Origin of the sequence: Cetobacterium somerae ATCC BAA-474, assembly GCF_000479045.1 — a bacterium.
GTDB lineage: Bacteria > Fusobacteriota > Fusobacteriia > Fusobacteriales > Fusobacteriaceae > Cetobacterium_A > Cetobacterium_A somerae.
This window is the reverse complement of record NZ_KI518108.1, coordinates 1-2,375: the sequence shown is the minus strand read 5'-3', so window position 1 is coordinate 2,375 and position 2,375 is coordinate 1. Positions and strand designations below refer to the sequence as shown.

The window sequence follows — 2,375 nt, the reverse complement described above, 5'->3', positions numbered from 1 at the left end:
CCATTATTAGGTGAACATACAGATGAAATTTTAAAAGCAATCGGTTATTCAGATGAAGAAATAAAACAATTACGTGAAAAACACGTTGTTTGTAAATAATTAATTAGAGAATTTGTGGTAATTGGCATCAATTACCACAAAATTCTTTATAGAGATATAAAATATTTAGGAGGTTACTATGTCTAGTGTTCAAAATGACAACTTAACAGATGGGATGCATGTAATGGTAGAAGCTTTGAAAAAAAATGGAGTTGATACTATTTATGGAGTTGTAGGAATTCCTATAACAGATTTAGCAAGACATGCTCAAGAAGAAGGAATTAGATATATAGGATTTAGACATGAACAATCAGCTGGAAATGCAGCAGCTATAAGTGGATATTTAACAAAAAAACCTGGAATTTGTTTAACTGTTTCAGCTCCAGGATTTTTAAATGGTTTAACTGCTCTTGCAAACGCAACAGTTAATGGATTTCCAATGATTCAAATAAGTGGTTCTAGTGATAGAGCTATCATAGACTTGCAGCAAGGAGATTATGAAGAGTTAGACCAAATGAATATTGCAAAGCCTTTTGCTAAAGCAGCGTATAGAATAAATAAGCCAGAAGATATAGCAATTGGATTAGCTAGAGCTATTCGAGCCGCAACTTCAGGAAGACCAGGAGGAGTTTATTTAGATGTAACTACAGAGTTATTAGGAAGTGTCATTGATAAAGTAGAGGCAGAAAAAACTTTATTTAAAGTAGAAAATCCAGCTCCAAAATCTATACCTAGTTCTGATTCTATAATTAAGGCATTAAATTTACTTTCAAGTGCAAAAAAACCTTTAGTTCTTTTAGGAAAAGGAGCTGCTTATTCTCAAGCAGACGAATTAATAAAAAAATTTTTAGATGAAACTGGAATTCCATTTTTACCAATGTCAATGGCAAAAGGGTTACTTCCAGATAATCATCCACAATGTGCAGCAGCAGCTCGTTCATTTGTTTTAGAAAATGCGGATACAGTTATGCTTATAGGTGCTAGATTAAATTGGCTTTTAGGCCATGGAAAAGGAAAACATTGGAATCCAGACGTTCGTTTTATTCAATTAGAAATCGATCCTAAAGAAATAGATAGCAATCGTCCAATAGAAGCTCCAGTAGTAGGAGATATTGAATCAAGTATGGAATTATTAGTAAATGGATTGGAAAAAATATCTATAAAAGTAGATTCTTCTTGGATTGAAAATATTGAAAAAGATAAAGAAATTAACATAGATAAGATGGCAGCAAAATTAAATACAATAACTGTGCCTTTAAACTACTATAATGCTTTAAAAATTGTTAAGGAAGTTGTAGATTCTCATAAAGATATTTATCTTGTAAATGAAGGAGCTAATACTCTAGATGATACAAGAAATGTTATAAATATGTACTATCCTCGTAGACGTTTAGATTGTGGAACTTGGGGAGTAATGGGAGTAGGAATGGGGTTTGCAATTGGAGCAGCTATAACTAGCAACAAACCAATTTTAGCCATTGAAGGAGATAGTGCTTTTGGATTCAGTGGAATGGAAATTGAAACAATTTGTAGATATAAACTTCCTATAACAATAGTAGTCTTCAATAATGGAGGAATTTATCGTGGAGATCATGAAAATTTAGGTGGAGGAACAGATCCATCTCCGACAACTCTTATGGCAACAGCACGATACGATAAGTTAATTGAAGCTTTTGGAGGAACTCCATATAATGTAGAAACTCAAGAGGAATTAAAAGATGCAATTACAAAAGGTATAGAGTCATTAAAGCCAACTTTAATTAATTGTAAAATAGATCCAAAAACAGGAACTGAAAGTGGTCATATAACCTCTTTAAATCCTAAAACTGCAATAAAAAATTAGAAAATTAAAAATTAAAAGGAGCTGATAATATGTGGGATATTATTATGAAAGATATAGTTCCAATTTTTGTAATTATGCTTTTAGGATTTTATGCTGGAAAAACAAAAGCTTTTAATCAAGATAATGCTAGAAGTTTTAATAAATTGGTTCTAAATTATGCTCTACCTGCAGCTTTGTTTGTATCAATTGTAAAAGCAGATAGACATATGTTGTTTGAAGATATAAAACTAACTTTAGTAAGTACTTTTGTTATTGTAGGTGTTTTTATGTGGTCATTCTTTAGTTGTTATAAATTTTTTAAACATACAAAGGGTGAGGCAGCTGTCTGTGCATTAATTGCAGGATCACCAACAATTGGATTTTTGGGGTTTGCTGTTTTAGATCCTATATTTGGTGCTACAGCTAATACTGGACTTGTTGTAGCTATAGTTTCAATAGTGGTTAATGCAATTACAATTCCAATAGGACTATCTCTTTTAAATCCTGGTGGAGC

General features: G+C 31.7%; 2 protein-coding genes. Both read left to right on the top strand.

The annotated features are described in order from the left end of the window. Positions 1-178 precede the first annotated feature (178 nt). A complete protein-coding gene (oxc, locus tag HMPREF0202_RS04155; RefSeq protein WP_023052036.1) occupies positions 179-1,882 on the top strand; it encodes an oxalyl-CoA decarboxylase in 1,704 nt (567 codons plus the stop codon). A 29-nt stretch (positions 1,883-1,911) separates the two neighbouring features. Further along, the coding region (locus tag HMPREF0202_RS04150) for an AEC family transporter (RefSeq protein WP_023052035.1) at positions 1,912-2,375 on the top strand (464 nt) is incomplete at its 3' end.